The sequence below is a fragment of the Streptomyces sp. 2A115 genome (assembly GCF_052245575.1).
In the GTDB taxonomy this organism is placed as follows: domain Bacteria; phylum Actinomycetota; class Actinomycetes; order Streptomycetales; family Streptomycetaceae; genus Streptomyces.
The window spans coordinates 37,468-58,903 of the sequence record NZ_JBQQCG010000003.1; the positions used below are offsets into that span (position 1 = coordinate 37,468).

Annotated in this window: 19 protein-coding genes and 1 pseudogene; 7 read left to right on the plus strand and 13 right to left on the minus strand. The window is 69.6% G+C overall.

From position 1 onward, the window contains the following. Positions 1 to 18: 18 nt before the first annotated feature. Together ACTWQR_RS03270 and ACTWQR_RS03275 are read right to left on the minus strand one after the other, a co-directional pair. Complete coding sequence (locus tag ACTWQR_RS03270; RefSeq protein WP_443225333.1) at positions 19 to 738, minus strand: DinB family protein; 720 nt, start codon at positions 736 to 738, stop codon at positions 19 to 21. 91 nt (positions 739 to 829) lie between these two features. Continuing rightward, positions 830 to 1,243: an ATP-binding protein gene (locus tag ACTWQR_RS03275; protein ID WP_443225334.1), complete on the minus strand. Its 414-nt coding sequence runs from the start codon at positions 1,241 to 1,243 to the stop codon at positions 830 to 832. A 237-nt stretch (positions 1,244 to 1,480) separates the two neighbouring features. On the opposite strand from ACTWQR_RS03275, the gene ACTWQR_RS03280 reads away from it, so the two are divergent. Then, complete coding sequence (locus tag ACTWQR_RS03280) at positions 1,481 to 2,332, plus strand: helix-turn-helix domain-containing protein (protein WP_443225335.1); 852 nt, start codon at positions 1,481 to 1,483, stop codon at positions 2,330 to 2,332. Between the two features lie 8 nt (positions 2,333 to 2,340). Beyond that, positions 2,341 to 2,538, plus strand: a complete 198-nt coding sequence (locus ACTWQR_RS03285; protein ID WP_443225336.1) for a DUF397 domain-containing protein — start codon at positions 2,341 to 2,343, stop codon at positions 2,536 to 2,538. A gap of 40 nt (positions 2,539 to 2,578) precedes the next feature. Here the strand turns inward: ACTWQR_RS03285 and ACTWQR_RS03290 are convergent, their stop codons facing one another. Next, positions 2,579 to 3,925, minus strand: coding sequence for a pectate lyase family protein (locus tag ACTWQR_RS03290; RefSeq protein ID WP_443225337.1), 1,347 nt, complete (start codon positions 3,923 to 3,925; stop codon positions 2,579 to 2,581). A gap of 214 nt (positions 3,926 to 4,139) precedes the next feature. Then, positions 4,140 to 4,937 (minus strand): DUF3152 domain-containing protein, encoded by a 798-nt coding sequence (locus ACTWQR_RS03295; protein WP_443225338.1) that lies wholly within the window; start codon positions 4,935 to 4,937, stop codon positions 4,140 to 4,142. A 324-nt stretch (positions 4,938 to 5,261) separates the two neighbouring features. Here ACTWQR_RS03295 and ACTWQR_RS03300 point away from each other — a divergent pair, with 324 nt between their 5' ends. The 4 genes from ACTWQR_RS03300 (at position 5,262) to ACTWQR_RS03315 (ending at position 8,787) form a co-directional block, all read left to right on the plus strand. After that, positions 5,262 to 5,960, plus strand: coding sequence for a response regulator (locus tag ACTWQR_RS03300; protein ID WP_443225339.1), 699 nt, complete (start codon positions 5,262 to 5,264; stop codon positions 5,958 to 5,960). Positions 5,961 to 5,995: 35 nt separating this feature from the next. After that, the gene (locus ACTWQR_RS03305; protein ID WP_443225567.1) at positions 5,996 to 7,489 is read left to right on the plus strand and encodes a sensor histidine kinase; all 1,494 of its coding nucleotides are present in this window, start codon (positions 5,996 to 5,998) and stop codon (positions 7,487 to 7,489) included. Next, positions 7,486 to 8,076 (plus strand): hypothetical protein, encoded by a 591-nt coding sequence (locus ACTWQR_RS03310; RefSeq protein ID WP_443225340.1) that lies wholly within the window; start codon positions 7,486 to 7,488, stop codon positions 8,074 to 8,076. Before ACTWQR_RS03305 ends, ACTWQR_RS03310 begins: the two co-directional genes overlap by 4 nt. 234 nt (positions 8,077 to 8,310) lie before the next feature. Next, positions 8,311 to 8,787, plus strand: a complete 477-nt coding sequence (locus tag ACTWQR_RS03315) for a hypothetical protein (RefSeq protein WP_443225341.1) — start codon at positions 8,311 to 8,313, stop codon at positions 8,785 to 8,787. A gap of 22 nt (positions 8,788 to 8,809) precedes the next feature. Here the strand turns inward: ACTWQR_RS03315 and ACTWQR_RS03320 are convergent, their stop codons facing one another. From ACTWQR_RS03320 to aspS, 8 genes are all read right to left on the minus strand, one after another. Beyond that, positions 8,810 to 9,175: a hypothetical protein gene (locus ACTWQR_RS03320; protein ID WP_443225342.1), complete on the minus strand. Its 366-nt coding sequence runs from the start codon at positions 9,173 to 9,175 to the stop codon at positions 8,810 to 8,812. A 193-nt stretch (positions 9,176 to 9,368) separates the two neighbouring features. Continuing rightward, positions 9,369 to 11,213 carry a carbohydrate-binding domain-containing protein gene (locus ACTWQR_RS03325; protein ID WP_443225343.1) on the minus strand — a complete coding sequence of 615 codons (1,845 nt, stop codon included), beginning with the start codon at positions 11,211 to 11,213 and terminating at the stop codon, positions 9,369 to 9,371. Continuing rightward, positions 11,210 to 12,058, minus strand: a complete 849-nt coding sequence (locus tag ACTWQR_RS03330; RefSeq protein ID WP_443225344.1) for a VTC domain-containing protein — start codon at positions 12,056 to 12,058, stop codon at positions 11,210 to 11,212. The genes ACTWQR_RS03325 and ACTWQR_RS03330 overlap by 4 nt, the downstream gene beginning before the upstream one ends. Beyond that, positions 12,055 to 12,699, minus strand: a complete 645-nt coding sequence (locus tag ACTWQR_RS03335; RefSeq protein ID WP_443225345.1) for a DUF4956 domain-containing protein — start codon at positions 12,697 to 12,699, stop codon at positions 12,055 to 12,057. The genes ACTWQR_RS03330 and ACTWQR_RS03335 overlap by 4 nt, the downstream gene beginning before the upstream one ends. A gap of 256 nt (positions 12,700 to 12,955) precedes the next feature. Further along, on the minus strand, positions 12,956 to 14,269 hold the full coding sequence (locus ACTWQR_RS03340) for a pectate lyase family protein (RefSeq protein ID WP_443225568.1): 1,314 nt from the start codon (positions 14,267 to 14,269) through the stop codon (positions 12,956 to 12,958). Positions 14,270 to 14,440: 171 nt separating this feature from the next. Beyond that, positions 14,441 to 14,875 (minus strand): hypothetical protein, encoded by a 435-nt coding sequence (locus ACTWQR_RS03345; RefSeq protein WP_443225346.1) that lies wholly within the window; start codon positions 14,873 to 14,875, stop codon positions 14,441 to 14,443. Between the two features lie 214 nt (positions 14,876 to 15,089). Beyond that, entirely contained in the window at positions 15,090 to 16,058 is a 969-nt protein-coding gene (locus ACTWQR_RS03350; protein ID WP_443225347.1) for an intradiol ring-cleavage dioxygenase, read from the minus strand. A 117-nt stretch (positions 16,059 to 16,175) separates the two neighbouring features. Then, the gene (gene aspS, locus ACTWQR_RS03355; RefSeq protein WP_443225348.1) at positions 16,176 to 17,939 is read right to left on the minus strand and encodes an aspartate--tRNA ligase; all 1,764 of its coding nucleotides are present in this window, start codon (positions 17,937 to 17,939) and stop codon (positions 16,176 to 16,178) included. A 217-nt stretch (positions 17,940 to 18,156) separates the two neighbouring features. On the opposite strand from aspS, the gene ACTWQR_RS03360 reads away from it, so the two are divergent. Continuing rightward, positions 18,157 to 20,334, plus strand: coding sequence for a SpoIIE family protein phosphatase (locus tag ACTWQR_RS03360; RefSeq protein WP_443225349.1), 2,178 nt, complete (start codon positions 18,157 to 18,159; stop codon positions 20,332 to 20,334). Here the strand turns inward: ACTWQR_RS03360 and ACTWQR_RS03365 are convergent. Then, positions 20,283 to 21,373, minus strand: a pseudogene (locus ACTWQR_RS03365) (AI-2E family transporter). The gene ACTWQR_RS03360 and the pseudogene ACTWQR_RS03365 sit on opposite strands and share 52 nt — an antisense overlap. Positions 21,374 to 21,436 lie beyond the last annotated feature (63 nt).

The window sequence follows — 21,436 nt, forward strand, 5'->3', positions numbered from 1 at the left end:
CCTCGCCGCGCCCCGGGCCTACCCGGGCGTGGTGAAGCGGGCCCGCCACAGGTCGCGCAGCAACGCGATCTCGGCCATGTGGTGGATGAATTCGAGGTTGGACCCCCACAGCGCGGCGATGAACGGCTCCTCGGGGTCGGAGCCGTACGGGTACTGCGAGAGGCCGACCGTGTCGAGCTGCTCCTCGGTGAGGGCGCCGACGTCGGCACGCCAGCGGTCGATCACCGGCCAGAAGCCCTCCAGGGTCGAGGCCGCCGAGGGGGAGAAGTCGATCATCTGCTTCGGGTCCTGCCGTCGTTCGCCGAAGGTCCACTCCCAGCCGCCCGCGAACTCGTAGTACAGATGGTTCAGCCGCCACGCGATGGTCGTGACCGGCGTCTTGTCCGGCTCCGGCTCGCCGGTGTGGGCCAGGATCTGCTCGACCCGCTCGGCGGTCACGCTCCAGTCCTCGGCGATCTTCTCCACCGACATGCCGCCGGCCGCCTGCCGGGCGACCTCCGCGTACTCGCTCGCCGGGATCTCCGCGGCGCCCAGGTCCAGCACCCACTCGCCCGGCCCGAACGCCCGCGGCGTCGTCGCCTCGGCGCGCCGCCGGAGCGACCAGCAGCCGGGCACCGGCTCCCACAGGTACTCCTCGTCGCCGAGCCCCGCCAGCCGCACCCCGGCCATCTCCCTGGCCTTGTCGAACTGGTCGAGCAGCAGGCCCAGTCGGTCGGTCCGTACGCCCTCGATCTCCATGAACGACTCCCCTTCGCGGTCGCGTGACGTACCTCATTACGCTCCGGCGGAGGCTAACGGCCCACCTCACGGGACGCGACCGATTTCCGCGCTATGCGACACCGAGGTCACACCACACGTACTTGCCCCGGTCGCCGCCGTGGCGCAGTGGATGCCAGCCCCAGTCGTCGGCGCAGGCCCGGACGAGGGCGAGGCCTCGGCCCGCCTCGGCGTCCAAGGCCTGCGCCAACTCCCCTGGAGGCGGGGGTGGTACGGGGTTCGCGTCCCACGCGCCGATACGTAGGACTCCGTCCCGCCAGTGGAGGCGTAGGGCCGCGGGGCCCTTTGTGTGGCGTACGGCGTTGGAGATCAGCTCAGTTGCGAGGAGTTCGGCGACATCGGTGAGGCGGATCAGGCCGTGGATCGTGAGGATGAGGCGAAGGGTGCGGCGGCAGACGGTCACCGCGCGGGGGTCGTGGGGGATGTGGAGCGTGTACTCCCAGGGTTCGTCTTCGTTTCGAGGCATGCGTGAACTCCGTTTTCCGTGTGGGGAGTTGAGGATGCGCGGCAGGTGACGGGCGGTGGCAGTGTCACAGCCGTCGTGGCAGGACGGAGTGGTGCGCTTCCGAAGATCCCGGAGTTCCGCAGCGTGTGCGTCGCATCACTGACAGTAGAGACCAAATTTGGTCTCACGCAACCCGCTGTCGTAATCTGCCCCCCGAACGAGGCACCCTTCCAAGGACGTTGAGACGAGGAGGAACCCATGGCACGGAGGCGGCAGCCCACCGCGCGCCAGATGCGTCTCGGCGCCGAGTTGCAAAGACTGCGCGAGGCCGCAGGGCTCAAGGGACGCGAGGCCGCCGCGGCTCTGGGAACGGACTCGGCGAGGTTGAGTCAGATCGAGTCCGGGGTCGTGGGCATGAGCGAGAACACCGTTCGCCGACTTGCCGCGAATTACGCCTGCACGGACACGGAGTTGATCGAGGCGCTGGTGGTGATGGCAACCGACCGGACGCGCGGCTGGTGGGAGAGGTATCAGGGCCTGCTACCAGTCTCGTTCCTGGACATCGCCGAGTTGGAGCACCACGCCACTTACCGGTTCGACGTCGAGTTCCTGCACGTCCCCGGCCTCTTCCAGACGGAGGACTACGCTCGCGGCATCTTCTCGTACCGCGTTCCCGAACTGCCTGACAACGACCTGGCGTTGCGAGTCGACCACCGCATGGAACGCAAGGTGATCATCACAGGCCTCGCCCCCATCCCGTACGAAGCCGTGATCCACGAGGCGGCTCTGCGCATCAGAGTCGGCGATCGAAGCGCCGCACGAACTCAGCTCACCCGCATCCTGGAACTCTCCGAAGCGGATCACATCACCGTGCGTGTCATCCCCTTCGACGTGGACGACTTCGGCGGAGCCTGGAGCGCGATGACGTACGCGGGTGGCGCCGTACCCAAACTGGATACAGCACTTCGCGACACAGCCCACGGCACGGCCTTCATCGACTCCGAAGCCCAACTCAGCGCTTCTCGAACGCTCTTCCGTAAGGTAGAGGCCGTATCACTCGAACCGACACGTTCGCGTGACTTCATCCTCAGGCTGGCGAAGGAACTGTGAGGTGCGCCGTGACCACCCCCGACAACTGGCAGAAGTCGTCCTTCTCCGGGGGCGCTGACGGCAACAATTGCGTTGAAGTGGCCGTCACCTGCGGCACCATCCACCTCCGCGAAAGCGACGCCCCCTCCAAACAGCTCACCACCACCCCCACCCCCCTCGCCCACCTCCTCCACGGCATACGCTCCGGCGCCCTCCGCCGCATATGAGAGGGGCCCGGGCAAGTCCCGGGCCCCTCTCATATCCGGGTCAGGAGAGAACGCCCGCCCCCGCCGAGTTCAACAGCTCCGTCGTCAGGCTCTTCGCCGACGTCTGGAGACCCGCCGTGAGCGACGGAGTCCAGTTCACCGTCGTCTTCAGCTTCTTCGACGAGTTCGCGGAGTTGTACGCGGCCACGATGTCCGTCGCCGCGCCGTTGACGAGGTTGCCGCCGCCGGCAACCGAGCCCGTACCGTCGCCGCTCAGGAGCTTGGCGACCTTCGCGCCTGAGGGGAGCGTCCAGACGTTGTGCTCGGCGACGACCTGGGCCTTGGCGCGCGAGTCGAGGCTGTACTTGGGCGCGTACCCGTTGAGGGTCGTCGTGTCGTAGTAGTTGTTGTAGAGGTGGATCTGGCCGATGCGGGCCAGCGGGGCACGCTGGGTGATGCCCTTCCACACGTTGTGGTGGATGGAGACGCGCAGCTTGCCGACGCTGTCGGTGTCGCTGCTGCCGATCAGCATCGTCTTGTCGTGGTTCGTGAACTGGTTGCGCTCGACGGTCACCAGGTCGGAACCGTTGGTGATGTCGAGGGCACCGTCGTGGACCTGGTACTTGCGGCCGAAGTACGTCTTCTCGGCCTTGTCGAAGAACGGCGCGTCGCTGAACGTGTTGTGGTCGGCCCACACATGGGTCGCCCCGCGCAGGGTGACCGAGTCGTAGGCGGAGTTCCACTCGCCGGAGGAACCGTCGGTCGGGTCCCACTGCGGGAAGCAGTCCTCGGTGGCGGTGAGGGAGAGGTTGCGGACGATGACGTTGTCCACGTCCTGCACCAGCAGACTGCCGCCCTTGATCCCGGCGTTGCTGCCGGGGACGCCCACGAGCGTGGTGTTCGCCGGGACGCGTAAAACGATGTTCTTCTTCTGCTTCGTCTGGGCGGCGGCGCGGGCCTTCTCCTGCGTGCCCGAGGGCGCCTTCTTGCCGTACGTCGCCGGGTCGTACGCCTTCAGGTACGCGTCCAGCGAATAGCCCGTGCCGGAGGCGTAGTCCGCGCAGGTCAGCTTCTTGCCCGCGTCGTCCGTGTTGGCGTCGATCGTGCCCTTGATCTTGATGATCTTCGGCGTGGAGTTGGTGGCGGAGCCCAGCGCCTTCACCAGCTGGGCCCGGGTGGAGACCGTGAAGACGTTCGCCGAGGAGGCCTTCGAGCCACCGGTCGTGCCGGAGCCGGAAGCCGCCCAGCCGTCCTTGGCGGGCAGCGCCTGGTGCGCCAGGTCGACGGGGGTCGCGTCCGCGTTCATCACGAAGGGGACAGCGCCGAGGCCGGCGGCCGCGACGGCGGCGGCGGAGAGGAGAGCGGTCCGCCGCGTGCGGAGGGACCGGCGGTGCGAGGGGGATGCCACGAATGAGTTCCTTACGTGGTTCTTGTGGGGCACGTGCAGTGTGTGAAGCTCCGGTGAACGGCGCTTCTGACTCATGTGTGGTCGCGGCGATCGGAAAGGTTGCCCGGTGTTTTAGGCCAACTCGACGGCCAGTAATGGTTGTTGGCCGCCAAAAGGCCGTTGCACGACGGGCGGGGCAGGGAGGAGGGGCAAGGGAGGAGGGGGCTTCAGGCCCTCAGCGGACCGCCGGACCCGTGACGAGCCGGCCCTTGGCGTCGTACGGCCAGACGTTGGGGACGCAGCCGCGCATGCCCTTGATCTGCTGCATCATCGCCGGGGCGGGCTTGCCCGCTCCGGGGCAGGTAGCGTGCCCGTGGCCGAGGAAGTGGCCGACCTCATGGTTGATGATCAGCGCCCGGTAGGCGTTCACGTCGGCGGCGTAGACCGGAGTCGCCAGCAGCCACCGCTTGAGGTTGACCATGACGTCCTTGCCCACGCTGCAGTTGACCTCGCCGCCGGTGTCGAGCCCGTACCGGCCGCAGATCTCGTCCACCGTTCCCGGTGTGGCGAGGCGCACGACGAAGTCGGTCGTACCGCTGGAGACGCGGCGGAAACCCGACCGGCCGTCGGCCGTCCAGCCGCGCGGGTCGGCGAGTACGCCCTCCACCTGCCGGGCGACATCGGCGGCCGACTGCGTGAGGCCGTCCTCGACGACGACCTTGTAGCGCAGCACCCGGCCGCCCTTCCCCACGGTCCCGCTGCCCCCACCGGCGGTGGTGAACGTGCCGGGGCCCGACAGCGGGATGGACGACGATGAGGATCCCCCGGCGGAAGGGGGAGAGGAAGAGGTGTCCGGAGACGGGTCGCCCTGCTTGCCCTCCTCGGCGGCGGGCGTCTCACTGGTCTTCGCGCCCGCCCCGGCCGTCGTGCCGCCGCTCGGCTTCGCGGACCGGTCCGGCGTCGGCGGGGACGGCCGCGCGGCGACAGTGGGTCCGTCGTCGGCGCCGGAGGCCGGGGGCTCCGTACCGTTCATGGCCAGCGCGACAGCGAGGGATAACACGGCCAGCGCGGCCAAGCCCCCGAGCAGGGGCCCCTTCCGCTTCCGGCCGCGCCCGTCTCCGGCGTGCGTGGGGCCTCCGCGACGTCGACGGGATCGAGAAGTCGAAGCTGTCCCGGCGCGAGCGATCTTGGTCATGGTCATCAAGACTGTGTACGAGATGTGATGGGACCTGGTTCACTGGATAACGAAAACATAACGCCGGATCACCCGGTCGGCCTGTGTGATCGTCCCGTAACAGTTCCCCGGCCTGCCCGCGTCCGGGCCTCAAGTCCCTTGGCCCGTGCGGATACTGAGCCCATGCCACGCGTCCTGCTCATAGAAGACGACCACGCCGTACGGGAGGGCGTCCGGCTCGCACTGCGCCGTCAGGGACACGACGTCACCGCCGCCGGGACCGGCGAGGAGGGGCTGGAGCTGCTGCGGTCCTTCCGGCCGGACGTCGTCGTACTCGATCTGATGCTGCCCGGCCTCAGCGGTCTCGACGTGTGCCGACGGATCCGTACCGAGGACCAGGTGCCGGTCATCATGGCGACCGCCCGGGGCGACGACACGGACATCGTGGTCGGGCTCGAAGCCGGAGCGGACGACTACGTCGTGAAGCCGGTGCAGGCACGCGTACTCGATGCCCGTATCCGCGCGGTCCTGCGCAGGGTGGGCGGCACGCCCGCCGACGGCGGCATACCGAAGATCGAGACCCATGGCGAGGACGGCGAACTGGCCATCGACCGGGCCGGGTTGACCGTCGCCCGGCAAGGCGTGCCGGTCCCCCTCGCCCCTTCCGAACTGCGGCTCCTGCTGACGCTCTCCGCCTCGCCCGGCCAGGTCTTCAGCCGACAGCAGTTGCTGGAGGCGGTGTGGGAGCACAGCTACCACGGCGACTCACGGCTGGTGGACGCCTGCGTCAAGCGGCTGCGCACGAAGATGGGCGAGCCACCGGGGCAGCCGCGCTACATCCAGACCGTGCGCGGCTTCGGCTACCGGTTCCAGTCCCGGTGAAGACATCGTTGCGCGGCCTGCGCCGCTTCCGCCGCCTGCCTGGCCTGCGTGGCCTGCGTGGCCGGCTTCTCGTGGCCTTCGTGCTCGTCGCCGCGGTCGCCACCCTGACCACGGGCGCCCTGACGTTCCGGGAGGCCCGCACCGGAGTGCTTCAGCAGAGCCAGGACACCGTGATCAAACAGCTGCGGGAGCGCGTCAACAGCCTCGCCCCCGCGATCGTTTTTCCCCCGAGCCGGGCCGACCTGGAGTGGGTCGCCGCCCAGGTGGCCCGCGCCGAACCGGGGCAGAACTGGCGCGTACTGGTCACCTATCGCGATCTGCGCGCCACCTCCACGCCGCGGGACAGGTTCGACGAGCTGACACCCGCCATGCGGTCGGCCCTGCGCTCCCGCCGGGCCACCGTCTTCCAGCGGGTGACGTCGGACGGCCGCTCCTCGCTCGTCGTCGGCCTGCCGGTCACCTTCGACATCGAAGGGCGCCCGGCCTCCGGGATCGCCGTCTTCCTGACGGTCCCGCAGACCAGCGAACAGGGTTACGTCGACGCCCTGGTCACCGCCATCGGACGTGCCGTGATACCCGCGCTGGGCCTCGCCGTCCTGCTCGCCCTGCTGGCCGCTCGCGGTGTGCTGCGGCCGGTACGGGAGCTGCGGCGCGCCACGCGCAGGATCGCCGACGGCCACCTGGACACCCGGCTCGCGGTCAACGGCTCCGACGAACTCGCCGACCTGTCGCACACCTTCAACGAGACCGCCGCCGCACTGGAGGAGTCCGTGGCCGAGCTGCGCCGTATGGAGGCCCGGGCCCGCCGCTTCGTCGCCGACGTGTCGCACGAACTGCGTACCCCGCTGGCCGCGATGGCGGCGGTCACCGACGTCCTCGACGAGGACGCGGCCCGGCTCGAAGGAGACACCGCCACGGCCGTACGGCTCATCAGCGAGGAAACCGTGAAGCTGGCCCGCCTCGTGGACGACCTGATGGAGATCTCCCGCTTCGACGCGGGCGCGGCGGGCCTGCAGCTCGACGACATCGACCTCGCCGAGTGCCTTCGGCGCACCCTCGCCTCCCGCGCCTGGCTGGAGACGGTGGACACCCGGTTCCCGGCGCCCGGCGAACTGCGCGGCCGGGTCGACCCGCGCCGCCTCGACGTGGTCGTCGCCAATCTGGTCGGCAACGCGCTCCGGCACGGCGCACGCCCCGTACAACTGCGCCTGTACGGCGATTCGGGGTGCGCGGTCATCGAGGTGCTGGACAGCGGGCCCGGCATCCCGGCGGACGTCCTGCCGCATGTCTTCGACCGCTTCTACAAGTCGGACACCGCGCGGACGAGGACGGAGGGCAGCGGCCTCGGACTCTCGATCACGGTGGAGAACGTCCACTTGCACGGCGGCACGATCCGGGCGGCGAACCGCGCGCAGGGCGGCGGTGCCGTGTTCAGGGTCGAGATCCCACTGCAGCGCCTTCCCCATCAGCCTGCGCATCAGCCCGCACAACGGCCTGCACAACGGCCTCCGCAGGGGGAGGAGTCATGAGAAGACCCGCACACCGGTCGTTCCGGCCCGCGCTGCTCTTCGCGACCGCCCTCGTGCTGTCCTCCTGCGGCATCCCCTCGACCGGTGTGGTGGAGGCCGGAGAGGGAGCCAACGGCATCCGGGCGAGCCAGGCCCTCTACTTCGTCAGGGCCGGCACGCTGCTGGCCGTCCGCCGCCCCGCCTCCGACCCGAGCGGTGTCGACAAGTCCGTGGAGATGCTGTTCGGTGGGCCGGACGCTCGAGAACGCGCCAAGGGCATGACCACCGAACTTCCGCCTCTGATGGCCCCTCCGACGGTCCGGACGGACGGTGCGCGGGTGTCGGTCGAGCTGTCCCGGGAAACCGGACCACTGACCGATACGGCCGCCGCCCAAGTGATCTGCACGGCCGCCGACGCCCTCCTCCTCGAAGCCCCGGCCATCGACGTCGCGCCGACGACGGTCACGGTGACCGTCACGGCCCCCGACGACGTCTGGCGCACCGAGGGCTCCGCCGAGATGTGCCCCGGAATCGCCCCCACCGCCGTGCCACAGGAGACCGCCGAGAACCCTGAAGACGCCGAGATGCCCGCACCGTCCAGCACCTGAACGGGCCCGGGGCCGATCGGCACAAGGTCTACCGTCCGGTTCGCCGCACACGGCCGCGGCCGCCAACAGACCTACCCAAAACGGGAGTTCGCGGCACGGCGCCTCGCCGCCGTGCCTGGCTGAGACTCGCCGTCGCTCCGAGCTGAGACGAACCGAGACCTGTCACGGCCCTGTCGGCCCCGTTTTACCGGACCCCGCCACTGGCATGTCCACGTTTCACCGTATGGTTTCGCCATGGCAGTCCCCCAGGTCATCCCGATCGCCTACGAGCCACACGGTCGCACCGAGGCCATCGGCCGGTACGCGGATGGCCAGTTCCTGGCGTCGGTCACGTACGCCTTTCCCGAAGGGTTCCGTCCCGACGACGGCTGGGAAGAGCACAAGCGCCTCTACACGGTGCTCCACACCTTCGACGCCGAGGGCCGGTACCGCGACTCGGAGATCTGGCGCGCCGGCACCTGGGCCGAGCAGCAGCGCGCCCCGCACGGCCGCGACTCGGTACTCGCCCGGGCCCAGGCCCACCTGGCGACCCTGCTGCGGAGCCTCCCCCGGCGCTCCTACACGGACATCGCGATCCGCCCCTTCCAACTCGCCTTCGACGGCGTGCTGTTCGGGCTGCTGACGGGGGAGGACGAGGTGGAGAGCTGGGCCGAGCTCTACCCGGACCGCCTCGGCTTCGGCCCGCCCTGGGACGGCCTGTACGACACGTGAGCTCCCGGCCGGGCAGCCGGAGTCACCCCATGTGTGCCTTCACATGGTCGACGACCTCGTTGATCTCCTTCGTCGGCGAGAAGTCGACGTACTCGCAGTCCTCCAGCGCTTCCGGTACGTGACCGGGCGGCCAGTAGAAGGCCTGCCCCGCCTCGTAGATCTCCTCCCCCGACTTGGTCCGCATCTTCAGCCGGCCCTTGAACACGTATCCCCAGTGGGGGCACTGGCACTGGTCGTCGGGCAGGCCTTTCACCGCCGGCCTCATGTCCGTGCCCTTGGGAAGGCTCGCGAAGGCGACGGTCATGTCTCCGCCGACTTCCTGCGTGCGCAGCTCCACTCCGCCGCCTTCGATCGCGACGGGGGTGTCGTTCCGGGTGGTTGCCGTCATGATTCCTCCAGATTCCGCCAGGACCGGTTCGCTGCGGGGGCCTCTGGAATCTCCGCGTCTCTCCAGTCTCCCCCCGACCACCGGACCGTGCGATGTCGAGCACCTCACCGCGCGATGTCGACCGCCGCGCCACCCGGTGCCCACCTGCGGCCGCCACCCCCGGCCGCTCCCCTCCGCCGCTGTTTCCTGGCCGCTACCTCCGGCCGCCGCCGAAGCCTCCCTCCGGGGCCTCGCCCGCCGTCACCGTGGAGATCTCCTCGGCCGAGCCGAGGGTGCCGGACTTGGCCAGGCCGCCGGTGCTCGCGCCCGAGGCGGAGCCGCCGGACCGGATCTTGTACTCCTCGCCGCTCTTGACGGCGGAGGACGAGTAGACGACGTTCTGGACGGACCTCGACGTGACGAAGGTGGCCAGGACCTTGCCGTCGGAGTCGGTGACGTGGAGGGTCGTGCCCGCGGCGACCGCAGAGTCGAGGGTCGCGGAGAGCCAGCCCTGCTCGGACTCGGTGTCGGGCGCGACGGCCATGCCCGCGCTGCCGGCGGCCAGCAGGGTGCCGCCGCTGACGGTGAAGGTGCCGTTGACGTCCAGGGCGCCGTTGCCGGACTGCTCGGGCCCGTTGACGACGACCGTGCCGCCGCTGATCTCGGCGGTGCCGTTGGAGTCGAGGCCGTCGCCGTCGGAGGTGATCACGAGGGTGCCGCCGGTGACGGTCAGCTTGAAGTCGCCGACGTCCTCACCGCCGCCCCCGCCGAAGCCGCCCCCACCGGAAGTGCTCGTACCGCCCGCCGCGTTGATCCCGTCGTCGCTGGAACGGATCTCCACCGAGCCGCCGTTCACGGAGATATCGGCGCCCTCGACGCCCTCCACCGCCGACGTGATCGTCAACGACCCCTTGTCGACGGTGAGATCGCCCTCGGCGTGAGCTCCGTCGTCACCGCTCGCGGCCGTCACCTTCGCCCCGTTGACGTGGACCGCGCCGTCGCTGTGCACGGCGTCGTCGGAGGAGTCGACCGAGACGGTGCCACCCTCCAAGACGTTGATCACGCCCGCCTTCAGCCCCTTCGTGGACACGTCGTCCGACGGCTGCGTACCGCTACCGCCGCCGCTCTCGACGGTCAGCGTCCCGCCGGTGACCACCACGTCGGTGGCCGCGTCGACGCCGTCACCCTCGGCGGTCACCTTCACGGTCCCGGCGCCGACAGCGACGTAACCCGAGTCGGCATCCTCGGAGTTGTCGGCCTTGAGGCCGTCGCCCCCGGCGGTGACGGTGATCTTCCCCCCGTCCACGATCAGGTAGTCCTTGCCGCGGATGCCGTCGTCGTCGGCGTCGACCACGATCGTGCCGGAGGCGATCACCAGGCCGTCCGCGCTCGCGATGCCGTCGTTGCCGTTGCCGCGCACGGTGAGCGAGCCGCCGCCCGTGACCGTCAGGTCGGCGGCGCTGTAGAGCGCGGCGTTGGCCTCGGCGTCGTCGGCGTACGAGTCGGCGTCGCTGAGGGTGTTCTCGCTGCCGTCGGCGAGGACGACGACGGCTTCGTCCGCCGCGGTGACGGCGACGGCCGCACCGGAGGAGTTGGAGATCTCGGCGCCGTCGAGCACCAACCGCACCTTCTCCTCAGGTGCGTCGACCACGATCTGACCGTCGGAGAGAGTGCCGCTGATCCGGTACGTGCCGGCGGCGGTGATGGTCACCGTGGAGCCCTTGACCGTCACCCCGTCGCCCTCGGCGGACGCGGAGTCGCCGTTCAGCTCGATCGCGACGGCGGCGGACTCGTCCCAGTCGCCGTCGGAGTCCTCAGCGTGCGACTCCTTGTTGTCGGCGAGCACGGCGGCGGCGTTCTGGCCACCGTCCGCGGCGGCCGCCGACCCGCTCGAGGAACTGGAGGAACCGGAGGAGCCGGAGGCGGACTCGCTCTCCGATCCCGACGAGCATCCGGCCAGCGCCGCGGTGGCGAGCACCAGCGAGGCGAGAGCGCCCACGGCCTTCGTACGGAACCGCCGTGCCGTACCCGTCCTTCTCATGCTGCTCTTGCTGCTCATGCTGAACTCCCGTCAGGTGCGGTCGGAAAGTGGCGCCGCAGTACGGGCAGCCAGCGATTGGAGGGCAGGTCGGGGCGCAGGGCGGCGAGCCCGGTGCCGTACTTCGAGACGGGACAGGGCCGGTGCTTGAGCGACCAGAGCAGCCGGTCGGCGCCCGAACCCGCCCGGCCCGACTTGGTCTCGACGATGGTCCGGTCCGGGGTCCGCAGAGTGGTCCCGTCGGGCAGGACCCAGGTCAGGTCGGTGTCGACGGTCAGCCGGCTCCCGGTGGCCGGGAGGAAGAGCGTGGTCCGCCGGTAGTACGTGGTCAGCGCGGGCCCGAACCGGAAGCGACGGGAGTTGATCCCGGCCTCGGCGAGCACGGAGTCGACGTACGCCCGCGCTTCGGGCCCGAGCCGCCTGACGTCTCCCTCGTACGGCATCTCGTCCGGGACCCCGTCCGGGACCCCGTCCGGGACCCGGTCCGGGATCTCATACGGGACGCGCTGCTTGACCGTGGTGCCGCGCGGGCCCCGTGTCTTGATCTCCAGGAAGTGCTGACCGGAGTCGAGATACGTACGGATCCGGAGCTTGAACCGCCGCCGTCGACTCCGGGCGGCGCCCAGGTACCCGTCCATCTCCGGGGTGTCGAAGTAGACGGACCGGTAGCCGAACTCCCTCGCGCCGTCCGCCTCCAGGACCCTCGTGTCCTCGTCGAGGCCGCCCAGGAAGAAGGGCAGATCGGCGACCGGGAGCATGTACTTGCGGTCGAGGCGGGTCAGCAGCGAGGCCTGCGCGACGAGTTCGTCGAGCCCGATCGGCCGCAGCGCGCCGACAACGGGCCGCACCGAGTCGAGGGCTGTCATGCCCGGATTCCCTGTCCGGCACGGGAATCGGTCCCGCCGATCCCGCCGATCCCGCCGGCCCCGCCGGTCCGCTGGGGCTTGGGCGCCCGGGAGGCGCCGGAGACGACGACGTACCGGACCTCGACGTGTGTCGTGTCGTTGACGAGGTCGATCGCCTTGACCGACAGGTTCACGACCCGCCCGCCGAGCAGCACTTCGAGGTGCGCGCGCAGGGCGTCCTCGTCGGTGTACGCGGAGTCCAGGCGCAGCTCCCGTTGCCGGTGGCGCGAGTACAGCCGGGGGTGGTCGGCGACGAAGAGCGTGGCCACGACGAGCGCCATCAGCGCGACGTGGAGAACGCCGACGGACTCGGAGAGCCCGGCCAGCAGGCCGAGGGCAAGGGCCGAGAAGTAGTACGCGATCTCCTGGTGCGCGATCTCGTACGACCGCAGCCTGATGATCGAGAGGACGCCGAACAGGCCCATTCCCAGGCCGATTCCGACCGACGTGGAGCCGAGGATCATCGCCACGGCGAGCACGCCGACGTTCACTCCCAGGAACGCGGCCACCAGATCCCGGCGGTGATGGCGCGGGAAGTAGATCCCGAAGGTCAGTACGGAGATGGCGACCAGATCGGCGACCACGAGAAGAAACCGGTCCATGTCAGTGGTCTCCCTCGGATCTGCCGTCGTCGCCCGCGATAGCGCTAATTGGGCTCATGACAACGACGATCGAGGATCTCCCTGTGCCCCCCCTTTGCCTTTCCTTAAGGGAGCTTGAGAAGTACAGCAACCAAAGCCGAGGTAAACACCCCCCGGAGCGCCCGCCTCCCCAAACCGCCCCAAAAGGTTATTGGAAGGTTTGGGACGCTCGCGACCTGCCTGAGGTGTCCCAAACCTTCCAATAACCCCTTTATGGCTAGGGGAGGACTCCGGCGCCGGTCGTTGTTGTCAGGGACGTGGGGAGGTTTGTTGCTGTTGTTTGGAGGCGGGCTGTGAGGGACGGGGTCCAGTTCGCCGTTGTCTTCAGCTTCTTGGAGTTGGCGGCGTTGTATGCGGCGACCAGGTTGGTCGCCTTGCCGTTCACGAGGTTTCCGGTGCCGGCGATCGCACCCGTGCCGTCGCCGCTCAGCAGCTTCGAGACCTTCTGGCCGGCCGGCACCTTCCAGTAGTTGCGCTCGGCGATGACCTGCGCCTTTGCGCGGGAGTTGATGCTGTAGGAGTGCGCGTAACCGTTGAGGGTCGTCGTGTCGTAGAAGTTGTTGTAGACGTGGATCTGGCCGATACGGGCCAGCGGGGCGCGCTGGGTGACGCCCTTCCACACGTTGTGGTGGATGGAGACGCGCAGCTTGCCGACGCTGTCGGTGTCGCTGCTGCCGATCAGCATCGTCTTGTCGTGGTTCGTGAACCTGTTCCGCTCGACGGTCACCAGGTCGGAACCGTTGGTGATGTCGAGGGCCCCGTCGTGCCGCTGATACTTACGGCCGAAGTACGCCTTCGCGGCACTGTCGTAGTTCGGCCCGTCGCTGAAGGTGTTGTGATCGACCCACACATGGGTCGCCCCGCGCAGGGTGATGGAGTCGTACTCGGAGTTCCAGTTGCCGGTGTCACCGTCGTCCGGGTCCCACGCCGGGAAGCAGTCCCTCGTGTTGGTGAGGGAGAGGTTCCGGATGATGACGTTGTCGGCGTTCTTCACCTGCAGACTGCCGCCGGTGATCCCGGCCTTCGTACCCGGCACGCCCACGATGGTGGTGTTGGCCGGCACCATGAAGACGATGTTCTTCTTCTGCTTCGCCTGGGCGGCGGCGCGGGCCTTCTCCTGCGCGCCCGAGGGTGACTTCAGGTAGGCCGCCAGCGAGTAACCGGTACCGGAGGCGTAGTCGGCGCAGGTCAGCGCCTTGCCCGCGGCGTTGGTGTTGGCGTTGATCTTGCCCTTCACCTTGATGATCTTCGGTGCGGAGTTGGTGGCGGCGCCGAGTGCCTTCACCAGCTGGGCCCGGGTGGAGACGGTGTAGACACGCGCGGAGGAGGCCTTCGAACCCCCGGTCGTACCGGAGCCGGAGGCTGCCCAGCCGTCCTTGGCGGGCAGCGCCTGACGGGCCAGTTCGACGGCACCCGCGTTCGCGTTCATCACGAAGGGGACAGCGCCGAGGCCGGCGGCCGCGACGGCGCCGACGGAGAGGAGGGCGGTGCGCCTCCGGCGGAGGGACCGGCGGTGGGAGGGGGGTACCACGGGGGATGCCACGAATGAGTCCTTACGTGGGTGTGGTGCACGTGCGCTGTGCGCGAAGCTTCGGGGAACGAAGCTTCTGACTCATCTGTGGCTGCCGTGGCCGAAAAAGTTGCCGCGCATTTTCGACCAACTCGGGGGCGGGAATCGGTCGTTGGCGGCAGGGGTATCGACTCACCCCATGGGGACGAGACCTCGCCTGTCCTGCCCTCGACCCGGATCCGGCAGGGTCGGCCCCGGGTCGAGGCCGAGCGCGGTGCGGGCGGCGCGGACGTGCCGGAGGCCCTCCAGCGCCGTCCGTGTCACCAGCACGTACTCGGTGGCGGTGCGGGCGCCGGCCAGTTCGTCGCGGGCGGTGCGAAGGCGTTCGGCGGCGTCCGTCAGCGCCTGTGCCGCGGTCCTGTCGGCTCCCGCGAGCGCCCTCGCGTCGACGGTGGACAGGCTTCCGCCGAGCCGTACGACCCAGCCGTTGGCGTCAGCCTCCGCGTCCAGGTCGGACATGCCGTGTGCCCGGTGCGACCGGCGCTGCGCGACGACCGCGACCACCCCGACCACCGCGACCACCGCCCCGACGATCAGCAGCAGTGCGAGCAGCACGGTGAATCCCATGTTGTCCTCCAGTGGTCTCCTCCGGCGCCGCCGGTCTCGTGCGGGATGTGCTCACCTCCGCGCGTCCCATCACACGCCCCCTCGCTGTGCGCCTCCGACGAGATTCCTGTGCGTCGCCTGTATGGCTGCCCCATGAATGGCACCGCAAGGGAACGGGCCCGAAATCACCACCGTTCCGGGCCCGTTCCTGCGCGTGTACGACCGCCGTACGGGATCAGCTCGCCGTGGCCGAAGCCCCCGGCTGCACCGCGTCACCCGTACCGTCGTGCGTCGCGTCCGGTTCGACGCCCATCGTGATGGAGCCGACGACGCCCTTCGCGATGTCGTCCTTCCGGTACTTGAGCTTGAGAAGACCGCCCGCCGTGCCGGACTGGTCGTAGATGGTGTCCTCGGTGAGCGTCGTGCGTTCGGTGGTGCTCGTGGAGTACGGCTCGACCTCGGCGGACGCGAGGACGGACTCCTCGTCGAAGAAGAACTGGCCGGTGTGGCAGGCGTGCCCGCCTTCGTAGCCGGCGTCGGTCCACTCGCCGTCCACGTGCACCTTGGTGTGGATGTGGACACAGCGGCCCCGGTACCAGCCCGGGAAGATCGTCTTGAAGGTGACGAAGCCCTGCTTGTCGGTCTTCCAGGTGCCGCGCAGATAGCGCTCGTCGTCCGTGGGCTCCTCGTGCACACCGCCACCGCCACCGCCGCCCGCGGGCGGGGAGCCGGTCGGCGTACCGGAGGGGACGTCGGTGGGCGTACCGCTGGGCGGCGTACCGCCGCCACCGCCGGAGGAGACGTCCTCGTAGCCGGAGTAGATGCCCAGCGCGTCACAGTGCCAGATGTCGACGGCGGCGTTCTTGACCGGCTTGCAGGTCTCGTTGTCGATCACCTTGAGGCGGAGGGTCAGCGGGATGCCCTCCTTGTCCTCGGTGATGTCCCGCCGGAGCTTGTCCGCGTCGATGTAGTAGGGACCCTCGGTGGTCTCCGACGTGAGCTTGTAGCACGTCTCCGCGGAGGTGGAGGAGGCGGAGGAGGCGGTCGGGGACGCGCTCTCGCTCGTCTGACCCGCGTTCGCGGTCGCGGCGATGGCACCGCCCACGCCCACCGCGGCCACCGCCGCGCCGCCTGCCACGACGACCTTCCGTCGCGTCACGTTCCGTTTGTGCGCCGGTCCTTGTTTCCCTGGTTTCTCAGTCATGGGGCGGGACGCTAGGGACGCCGGCTGTCAGCAGCATGGGCGCGGACTGTGGTTTTCCAAGGCACGCAAAAGTGGCCCGGAACCGGCGTCGGTTCCGAGCCACTCAGGCGATGTGACCTACTTCGGCTGCGGCTTCCGCACCGAGATGTTCAGCTCGCGGAGGCGGGCCTCCTCCAGCTCCGTCGGTGCGCCCATCATCAGGTCCTGCGCGTTGCCGTTCAGCGGGAACGCGATGGTCTCCCGGATGTTCGGCTCGTCGGCGAGGAGCATGACGATGCGGTCGACGCCCGGGGCGATGCCGCCGTGCGGCGGGGCGCCGAAGCGGAGCGCGCGGAGCATGCCGGCGAACTCGCGCTCGACGGTCTCCTCCTCGTAGCCCGCGATGCCGAAGGCCTTGAGCATGATGTCGGGCTCGTGGTTCCGGATGGCGCCGGAGGACAGCTCCGTGCCGTTGCAGACGATGTCGTACTGCCAGGCCAGGATGTCCAGCGGGTTCTGGGTGTCCAGGGCCTCCATGCCGCCCTGGGGCATCGAGAACGGGTTGTGCGAGAAGTCGATCTTCCCGGTGTCCTCGTCCTTCTCGAACATCGGGAAGTCGACGATCCAGCAGAAGCGGAAGACGTCCGACTCGAAGTGACCCGCACGCTTGGCGGCCTCGACCCGCACCGCGCCCATGATCTTCGAGACCTCGTCGAACTCGCCCGCGCCGAAGAACACCGCGTGACCGGCGGCCAGCGACAGCCGCTTCGTCAGCTCGGCCACGTTCTCCTCGGTCAGGAACTTCGCGATCGGGCCGGTCAGCGAGCCGTCCTCGGTCACTCGCACCCAGGCCAGGCCCTTCGCGCCCTGCGAGACGGCGTAGTCCCCGAGCTGGTCGAAGAACTTCCGGGGCTGCGACGACACGTCCGGCACCGGCAGCGCGCGTACGTGCTTGCCCGCGAAGGCCTTGAACTCCGAGCCCTCGAAGATGTCGGTGATGTCGACGAGCTCCAGCTGGGCCCGCAGGTCCGGCTTGTCGGAGCCGTACTTCAGCATCGCCTCGCGGAACGGGATGCGCGGGAACGGCGAGGTGACCTCTCGGCCGTTGCCGAACTCCGTGAACAGCTCCGTCATCAGCTTCTCGATCGGCTGGAAGACGTCCTCCTGCTCGACGAAGGACATCTCCACGTCGAGCTGGTAGAACTCGCCCGGCGACCGGTCCGCGCGCGCGTCCTCGTCGCGGAAGCAGGGCGCGATCTGGAAGTAGCGGTCGAAGCCGGAGATCATCAGCAGCTGCTTGAACTGCTGCGGGGCCTGGGGGAGTGCGTAGAACTTGCCCGGGTTCAGGCGGGAGGGGACCACGAAGTCGCGGGCGCCCTCGGGGGACGTCGCGGTCAGGATCGGGGTCGCCATCTCGTTGAAGCCCAGCGCCGTCATCTTGTGACGGATCGCTGAGATGATCGCCGTACGCAGCATGATGTTGCGGTGCATGCGCTCGCGGCGCAGGTCCAGGAAGCGGTACTCCAGGCGCCGCTCCTCGTTGACCCCGTCCTCGGCGTTGATCGTGAACGGGAGCGGGGCGGCCGCGCCGAGCAGCTCGACCTCGCTCACCTCGACCTCGACCTCGCCGGTCGGCAGGTCCGGGTTCACGTTCTCCGTGCCTCGCGAGACGGCCTTGCCGTCGACGCGGACCGTGGACTCCTTGGAAAGCTTGTCGAGGGCCTCGTACGCGGCCGTGCCCGGGCGGGCGACGAGCTGCGTGATGCCGTAGTGATCGCGCAGATCGATGAAGAGGATGCCGCCCAGGTCTCGGCGATTGTGCAGCCAGCCGCTCAGCCGGACGTCGCTTTCGACGTCAGAGGCGCGGAGCTCGCCGCAGGTGTGGGACCTGTACCGATGCATCGTCGTTCATCCAGTCTTCGCGGATCGGGGGCTGTTTCACGTGAAACGTCCGGGCCGGCGCCCAGATCCCACAAGGGTACCGGCCGCCCCAGGATCGCCGTCCGCAATAGTCACCGGAACGCGATGCCCATCCGCGTCGCACCTGTCTCAGAGACACCTTGCGGTCACCTCTCCATACAGGTGGCACCCTGCGATCACCTCTCCATACAGTGGGTCAATGCGCACCGAGGATCCCCTTCCCTCAGTAGGGGACGTCTTGGCCACTCTCGCGACTGGCCTGTGGCGGTTGGACGATGCCGCCGGGAAGATCACCATCGACGCCGAGGCCGCCCGGCTCCTCGGCCTGCCCGCGGAGCCGACCACGCTCACGGAGGCGGGCGTACGCGCCCGTTTTCATCCCGTCGACTGGAACGAGATCGACGGCATCGTGCAGCTCGCCCTCGCCGAGGGCACTCTCGCCGAGGCCCGGCTGCGGATCATGGACGAGCAGGGGCAGGTGATCCGTACCGTACGCAGCCGTTCCAAGCCGTCGATCGACCCGCACACCGGCGCGTACCACCTGATCGGCACCCTCCAGGAGGTCACCGAGCCGCCGCCGGGCACCGCCGCGCGCACACCCGTCACGGGCGACTGGCGCCGCTCGCGCGAGGCGTTCCTGCTGGACGCGGGGCGGGCGCTGGCCGAGGCGCGGTCCACGGAGGAGGTGCTGCGGGTCGCGGCCGGCCTGTCGATGCCGGGCTTCTCGCCGGACGGGCTCGCGGTCTTCGGCGTGGAGGGCGACCGGCTGACGGTCATCGGCCACCACGGACACCAGCCTGGGGACGAGAACCCATTCGCCCAGATGCCGCTGGTCACGGACTATCCGGCCGCCGAGGTCGTACGCACCGGCCGTGCCGTCTATCTCTCCTCACCGGACCAGTACCGCGACCGCTACCCGACCGCCTGGCCGCTCGCCCAGCGCTTCGGCCGCCAGTCCTGGGCGTTCCTGCCGCTCACGGTCGCGGGGCGCACGATGGGCGCGTGGATGGCGGCCTTCGCGTACCCCGTCACGTTCACGCCCGACGAGCGCGCGGTGCTGACGACGGTGGCGCGGATGCTGGCGCAGGCCCTCTCGCGGGCCGGGCTCGCCGAGTCCGAGCGGGAGCTCACGGACGGCCTCCAACGCTCGATGCTGCCCACGCTGGGCCCGCGGATCCCCGGCATGAGCGTCGCCGCCCGGTACGTCCCCACGGGCGGCGGGCTCCAGGTGGGCGGCGACTGGTACGACATGATCCCGCTGCCCAGCGGCCGCTTCGCCCTGGTCATCGGCGACGTCCAGGGCCATGACGTACGCGCCGCCGGTCTGATGGGCCAGCTCCGGATCGCGCTGCGGGCGTACGCCTCCGAGGGACACGGCCCGGACGCGGTCCTCTCGCGCGCGTCGCGCTTCCTGTACGGCATCACGTACGACGAGGAGATCACCGACCTCCGCTTCGCGACCTGCCTCTACGTCGAGGTGGACCCGGCGAGCGGGGTCCTCGAGATAGCCCGGGCCGGGCATCCGGACCCGGCGATACGCATGGCCGACGGGACCGTGCTGACCCGGCCCACCGCGGGCGGGCTGCCGCTCGGCATCGACCCGGACGCCGACTATCCGACGACACGGCTCGCCCTGGAGCCCGGCGAGACCATGCTGATCTGCACGGACGGGCTCATCGAGACCGGCGGGCACGACCTGGACACCGGCTGGCGCAGGATCCGCAAGATCCTGGAGAGTCACGACGGCGACATGGAGTCCCTCGCCGACGCACTCGTCCAGGCCGTGCACGGGCCCTCCTCGCACCACACGACCGGCCCGCTGGTGGACCGCCGCGAGGACGACATAGCGGTACTTCTGCTCTGCCGGGAGGGGGAGGGGTGCGGCTGCGCCGACTCGGTGACCGTACGAAGCCCCGTACGCCGCACCGTGCTGACCGTCGCGCAGGCCGAGCACGAGCGGGTCTCCGGAGCCCGGCAGCAGCTGCGCGAACTCCTCCACGACTGGGCCTCCGGCGACCAGGTCGACTCGGCGGTACTGCTGGTCTCCGAGATGGTCACGAACGTGCTCGTCCACACGGACACGGATGCGCTGCTCGTCGCCGAACTGACGGGTGGGAGGGGCGCGACGGGTCAGACGGGCACGACGGGTTCGGGGGATTCCCGTCGGCTGCGGGTCGAGGTGACGGACTGCAGCGACGACCTGCCCCACAAACGGCATCCCGGTGAAATGGCCTCTTCCGGGCGGGGGTTGATGCTGATGGAGCTGCTCGCGGACGCGTGGGGAGTCGACCCGCGGGGCGAGGGCAAGAGCATCTGGTTCGAGCTCTACGAAGCGGAGGGGCCCGGCGAATCCGAAGGGGTTTCCGGGGAGGCGTAGCGCACCCTCAGCTCCGCGAACACCCCGAAGGCCGCCGCCGTCAGCGGCACCGCCAGCAGCATCCCGAGGATCCCCGCCACCGACGCACCCGCGGTGATCGTCAGCATGACGACGGCGGGATGCATCTGCACGGTCCGGCTCTGGATCACCGGCTGGAGCACATGCCCCTCCAGCACCTGACGGCCAGCACTACCCCGAGCGCCCACAGCGCGATCACGACCCCGCGGTCCGCGAGCGTCACCAGAATCGCCACCGCGCCGGAGAGAAAAGCACCCAGATAGGGGATGTACGCCCCGACGAACACGAGCGCGCCGAGCCCGACAGCCCCGGGAACCCGCAGCACGAGGAGCCCCACGGTGATGCAGATCGCGTCGATGAGAGCGATGAACGTCGTCCCGCGCATGAAGCCCTCGACGGCCTGGTACGCCCGCCGCGCCATCGCCTCGGCCGTGTCCCCCGAGTGCCGGGGCACCAGCGCGCGCAGGGTCTCGGCGGCCCGGTGCGAGTCCCGCAGGAAGAAGAAGACGAGCAGCAGCGCGAGGACGGCCATGGCGATCGCCTCGCCCACGACACTGATCCCGCTGATCACGCCGGACGCCGCCGTCCCGCCGAACTTGCCCAGCAGCTCCTTCGCGTTGGACGCCAGGTCGTCGAGCGAGGTGCCGGCCGCCCCGAAGTGCTCGGACAGGGAGTCGGCCGCCTGCTTGAGCGAGTCGATGATCTCGTCACCGGTGTCGATCAGCGCGGCCACCACGATGTACACGACACCGCCGACGACGGCGACCACGGCGGCGCACGTCAGCCCGGCCGCGACCGACCGGTTCACCTTCGCCCGCACCAGCCGCCGGTACAGCGGCCCGAGCAGCGCCGTCCCGAGCAGCGCGAGCAGCACCGGCACCACGGCCGTCCTGAACTCCGCGGCCAGCCGCACCCCGATGACCACGACACCGGTGACCAGCAGCACCACGGCGGACCAGGCGGCCACCCGGCGAACGGGTTCGGGCAGAAGCCGGGCGGGTTCGGGAAGGAGGGGCTGCACGTCTCCACCTGACCATGTGTCAGGCGGGGCGTCGCCCCGGGAGGGGCTGAAAGGTCGAATGGG